The organism is Micromonospora tarensis (assembly GCF_016803395.1).
Taxonomy (GTDB): Bacteria; Actinomycetota; Actinomycetes; order Mycobacteriales; family Micromonosporaceae; genus Micromonospora; species Micromonospora tarensis.
This window is the reverse complement of sequence record NZ_JAEVHL010000339.1, coordinates 1-5268: the sequence shown is the minus strand read 5'-3', so window position 1 is coordinate 5268 and position 5268 is coordinate 1. Positions and strand designations below refer to the sequence as shown.

Genomic DNA, 5268 nt, shown 5'->3' with positions numbered 1-5268 from the left:
GCGTACTGGCGGGGCGACCTGACCATGGCACAGCTCGGCGACGTGTTCGGGCACCGCAACGGCTGGGACCCCCGCCGGCACCCGGTCGAGCAGGAGGTGCCCAGCAGCAGTTGGAACAGGCCTGGGTCGGGTACGACGAGGCGGACGCCGCCGCCCGGCGCTTCTCCGGCGCCGGTGCGCTGCCCACCCCGCGGACCCCGCACACCCCCGCCGAGTACGCCGCCCGGGAGCGCTATCTGCACCGCGCGGCGATGGCGGCGTACTGGCGGGGCGACCTGACCATGGCACAGCTCGGCGACGTGTTCGGGCACCGCAACGGCTGGGACCCCCGCCGGCACCCGGTCGAGCAGGAGGTGTCGCTCAGCCGGGTGGTCCGGGACGCGAGGCTGGCCGACTACCAGGCGGCTGCCGGTCGTGAGCGGGCCGCCTGGCGCGATGCGGAGCTGGCCGCGGAGTCGGCTCGCACCCTCGCCGAGGAGGCGTACGCGGCGGCCTGCCGGCTGCGGCCGCACCCGGTGCCGGTGCGCCGCGCGGTGCGCGGGGTGTGGCGTCCGGCCGTCGTGGCACGGTGGCGTCCGGCACGGGTGGGTTGAGCCCGATCTGTGATGTGAGCCCGGTCACGCTGCGGTGAAATCGGACGGTCGACGCGATCGGCGTGTTTGTTCCCGCGATTGTGGTCGCGTTGCCGGCGGCCTGTCCGGTTGTCGCCCGCAGGTGTCTGCGTAACCGCTTGTCCCATCGAGTCACGTCATCGGCAATACGCGCAGAAATTGCTGCGCCGATTGGGGGTTTACGCAGGTGAACCTGGCTTGGCAGGGCGCGAAGCGGCCAGTAGTGTCGTCCCGTCCGGTGCGGTAACCGATCGCAACAGGCGACGCCGCATCGACCCGCTCAATCGTGATCAACGAACCGGGGACCCATCAGTAAGTCCGGGGTGAATCCGCGAGCCACGGCCCGCGGTAGGGCGATCTTCCCGCCCGAATCCGTCAGCTAACCCGGTAGGCGGTGTCGGAAGGAGTCCCATCCTCGTGCAGCACCTTTCCACCCCTCGGTTGTTCCCTCGCCTCCACGGCGCGGCGGTGCTCCCGCTCATCCGTCCAGTGACGGTGAGCTGACCCCCGGGTCATCGCCTTTCCCGCCCGGCCGCGCCGGGCGTTCCCCTGAGCGGTACACCATCCGCGGGCCACGGTCCGCGCGCTGGCGCCTGCCCGGATACCGGTCCGGTCCCGGTGTGCCGCTCGCCCCCCGATCCGTGGAGGACCCCGTGAAGCACACCCTGCAGCGTCAGCTCCGCCGTCTCACCACCGAGCGTCCCTACCAGATCGTCGCCGCCTCCGCCGCGGCCCTCGCGATCGCCGCCACCGGCGGTGCCCTGCTCACCGCGACCGACGATGCCCCGGCCAGCCAGCGCACCGCGACCACTGTCGCCGAGATGCGCAGCGACGTCGCGGCCTCCCGGGGCGAGGCGCGCGACGCGTCCCCCTCGGCCAGTGCCGTGCCGAGCACCGCCGCCCCGGCCACCAGCGCCGCGTCCCCCGCCGCCAAGGCCACCAGCAACCCGGACCTCACCCGTAAGCCGACGCCGCCGAAGCCGCCCGCGACCAAGGTGCTCGACTACGACTACGAGGCGCAGAACACCTACTACAACTGCGGTCCGGCAGCCACCCGGAACGCGCTCAGCGCCACCGGCATCGACCGCACCCAGGAGCAGCTCGGCGCCGAACTGGGCACCACCGAGATGGGCACCAACTCGGCCGAGGACACCACCCGCGTGCTCAACGCCGAGGTGAAGGGCTCCCCGTACCGGACCCGGATGTTCGCCGGCGCGCCCAGCCCCGCCCAGATGGACCGGCTCCAGGCCGACGTCGTCACTGCCATCACCGACGGCCGGGGTGTGGTGGCCAACGTCGTCGGCGACGCCGTCGACACCGACGGCGGCTGGCACTCCTACGGCGGCGGGCACTACATCGCCGTCGTGGGTTACCGGGACAACGGCCGCACCGTGCGGATCGCCGACTCGGCGAACGCGGCCGACCCGTCGTACTGGGTCACCACGATCGACCTGGCCAACTGGATCGCGACCCGGGGCTACTCCGCCTGACGGGTACCCGCCGAGCGTCGCGGGCGCCGCCCCCCGGTGGGGGGGACGGCGTCCGCTGCGTTGTCGCCTGTGCTGTCGGTCAGTAGGTGATGAAGCCGTACAGCGCCCTGTGGTTCGACTTCGTCCCGACGACCGTGTGATCGACGGCGGACGACTGCACGCCGCCTCGGACGAAGAGATAGTCGATCTTGCTGGAGCCGCTGGTGGCCGTCGACCCGTAGCCGGTCATGCCGTAACCGCTGAGCGTGCCCGGCGCGATGCCGGTGCGGTTGGCGTCGATCCCCACCACCCGGATCGTGGACGCGTTCAGCAGCGCGGTCGCGTCCGCGCCCAGGTGGATGCCGCTGTTGGCGATGCCCCGGTCGCCGTCGCCGGCGCACGCGTTCTGCCGGTTCTCCTGCGGCAGGTGCATGGTCGCGGCGAACACGCTCGTGCCGGTGGCCTTGATGGTGAATCGGGCCGCGATGGCGCTGGTCCGCTTCCACTTGTAGTAGTCGGTGCTGTCCGGGTCGCTGTTCGGCGGCTTGTACAGCGTGCACCCGGCGCCGTCGGCGTACGCGGTGCCCGGCTTGAGCCAGCCCGCGCTCCAGTACTTCGAGATGTCGCCGCTGGCGAGGCTGAGCGTCCGCTTGTTCCAGATGATGGCGTTGGTCTGCTTCTTCTTCAGGTCACCGAGCGACTGCGAGCTGCACCGGTGCGTGCTGCCCCACGGCTCCGGGTCGTCCCACGCCACTATCGCCCCGTAACTGCCCGCCGGGTAGCCGAACTTCGCCGACAACTGGTCGGCGTACGCCTCGGCCTGGCCGGTGCCGCGTACCTGCTGCACGATCAACAGGTCCGGCGCCGCCACCCCGCCGGTGCCGGTGCGCCCGGCGTCGTCGACCAGGATCGAGGTCAGGTGGTCCGGGCCGGAGATCCGGGTGCAGCTCCCGTCGGAGTTGTTCACCACCAGGTTCTCGATGTTGTTGTTGTAGACCCGCAGGACCCGGTCGGCCGCCGCGACCGCCTCGCCACCCGATGACGCGACGGACGCGGGACGCGTCTGCGGTACGCCGAGCGCGGTGGCCGTCAGGGCCACCGCCAGCGCTGGTCCGAGCATTCTGAGCACTGGGAACTCCTCTTCGCGACGGGATCGACAGCCGGCACTCCCGGTTCCGGGGGCGAAGACTACAGTGGATCTTCGTGGCGCGGGGTGACGCCACTCGTACCCTTCGGTGAACCGTGGGAGACTGCGGCCGTGGTGGAGAAGACGGGTGGTCGAAGGCCGGTGCTGTTGCTGCTGCACGGGATGGGTGCGACCGGGGACGTGTGGCTGCCCTGGGCGCCGTACCTGGAGCAGCACTGGCCCGGCCGGTGGTTGGCACCGGACCTCGCCGGCCACGGCTGGGCGCCACCACTGCCGTCGTACTCCTTCGACGGGTTCGCCGGCCGGATCGCCCACGGCCTCGCCGCCGACGACCGGCTCGTCGTGCTCGGGCACTCGCTGGGCGGGGTGGTCGGCCTCGCGCTGGCCGCCCGCGCCGCCGGGATGCCTGTCGACGCGGTGGTCGGTCTGGGCATCAAGGCACTGTGGTCACCGGCCGAGCTGGCCCGGGCCGCCGAGATCGCCGCCCGCCCGGTGAGCTGGTTCGCCAGCCGCACCGAGGCGGCCCGCCGCTACCTGCGCGTCTCCGGGCTGACCGGTCTGGTCGCGCCGGACGACCCGGTGGTGGACGCCGGGCTGCGTCAGGTCGACGGCCGGTGGCGCCTGGCCATGGACCCGGCGGCGTTCGCCGTCGGCGAGCCCGACCTGGCCGGGTTGCTGGCGGCGACCGACGTGCCGGTGGTGCTGGCGCGCGGGGAACACGACCCGATGGTCACCGACGAGCAGCTCAAGGAGTACGGCGTCCCCGTCGCCACGCTGCCCGGCCTCGGGCACAACGCGCACGTCGAGGACCCGGCAGCCGTGCTGGCGCTGCTGGACGCGTACCGCTGACCGGACTACGCCGGTGCGGGAGCGGTCAGTTCCTGCGCCGGCGTCAGCTCCCGGCGGGCGGCGGCCAGGAACGCCTCGGCGTACGACTCGGCCGGGAAGTCACCCAGGTAGCGGCGGCGGGTGGCCCAGCGGGCCTGGGCCAGCGGGTCGGTGTCCAGCAGGGCGGTCAGCACGTCGTCCAGGTTGGACAGGTCCCGGCGCAGCACGTAACCCGACCCGGCCAGCGGGAACCGCTCCACGAACCGGTCACCCTCGTCGCCCATGTCGGTGACCGCGTACGGCTTGCCGGAGTAGAGGTAGTCCGAGATCACCCCGGACACGTCGGAGACCAACACGTCGGACCGGTTCACGCACTCGGTCAGGCTCAGCTCCCGAGCCGCCGCGCCGAACACGTGCTGACGGCCGGTGCGGGCCCGGTCGGCGACGAGCAGCTCGGTCAGCCGACCCAGCTGGCGGGCCGACGCCGGGTTCTGCGCGGTGTACGGGTGGGCCCGCAGGATCACCGTCGCCCCGCGCTCCAGCAGCCGGCGCAGCAGCCCCTCGGCCACCGGCAGTGAGCAGTAGTCGGCGTCGGCGTGGTGCCCGGTCCAGGTCGGGGTGTACAGCACTGTCGGCTGCGCCAACCCACGGGCCGGTTCCCGGCGTACCTCGATCGACTCGACCTGCGGGCGGCCCACCACCACGAACTTGTCCGCCGGGATCCGCACCCCGGCGCGGGCGTACCTGTCGATCGCCGCCGGACCGGCCACGAAGATCCGGTCGAAGATCCCCGACACCGGGTTGGCGCTGGGCGCCTTGTCGCTGTCGCCGTGGTGCAGCTGCACGTGGGTGAGCTGGGTGAACCGGATGCAGTGGCTGTTCTTCGCGCCGTGGTTGACGTAGAAGGCCGTCCGCAGGCTCGGCACCAGCGCCTCGTCCATGGCCCGCAGGGTGGGGCAGTAGACCACCGGCGCGCCGGTGGCCGCGGCGATCGGCGCGAGGAACTCCGGCTCGCGCACCATGACCAGGAACGGGCGGCCGATCCGTTCCAGGTACGGCAGCCACATGGTGACCTGGTATTCCGACCCGGGCGGCGCGGAGAAGTGCAGCAGGAACTCCGGCTGGTGCCGGTGCAGCGCGCGGGCCACCGGGCCACCACCGCTGCTCGGCCGGAACCGCCGCCGGGCCAGGTCCAGTGCGACAGCGCCGGCGC

At 72.5% G+C, this 5268-nt stretch carries 5 protein-coding genes and 1 riboswitch; of the genes, 3 read left to right on the top strand and 2 right to left on the bottom strand.

Annotated features, from left to right (window positions below; translation table 11 throughout):
- The first annotated feature begins 110 nt into the window (after positions 1–110).
- Both JM949_RS33210 and JM949_RS33205 read left to right on the top strand, forming a co-directional pair.
- The gene (locus tag JM949_RS33210; protein WP_238434340.1) at positions 111–593 is read left to right on the top strand and encodes a hypothetical protein; all 483 of its coding nucleotides are present in this window, start codon (positions 111–113) and stop codon (positions 591–593) included.
- Between the two features lie 285 nt (positions 594–878).
- Positions 879–1020, top strand: a riboswitch (cyclic di-AMP (ydaO/yuaA leader).
- Positions 1021–1252: 232 nt separating this feature from the next.
- Entirely contained in the window at positions 1253–2101 is an 849-nt protein-coding gene (locus JM949_RS33205; RefSeq protein ID WP_203152004.1) for a C39 family peptidase, read from the top strand.
- A gap of 79 nt (positions 2102–2180) precedes the next feature.
- Here the strand turns inward: JM949_RS33205 and JM949_RS33200 are convergent, their stop codons facing one another.
- Positions 2181–3209: a hypothetical protein gene (locus JM949_RS33200; RefSeq protein WP_203152003.1), complete on the bottom strand. Its 1029-nt coding sequence runs from the start codon at positions 3207–3209 to the stop codon at positions 2181–2183.
- A 129-nt stretch (positions 3210–3338) separates the two neighbouring features.
- Here JM949_RS33200 and JM949_RS33195 point away from each other — a divergent pair, with 129 nt between their 5' ends.
- Positions 3339–4076, top strand: coding sequence for an alpha/beta fold hydrolase (locus tag JM949_RS33195; RefSeq protein ID WP_203152002.1), 738 nt, complete (start codon positions 3339–3341; stop codon positions 4074–4076).
- 5 nt (positions 4077–4081) lie between these two features.
- On the opposite strand, the gene JM949_RS33190 is transcribed toward JM949_RS33195, so the two are convergent.
- On the bottom strand, positions 4082–5268 hold a 1187-nt coding region (locus JM949_RS33190), incomplete at its 5' end, for a CDP-glycerol glycerophosphotransferase family protein (protein ID WP_203152001.1).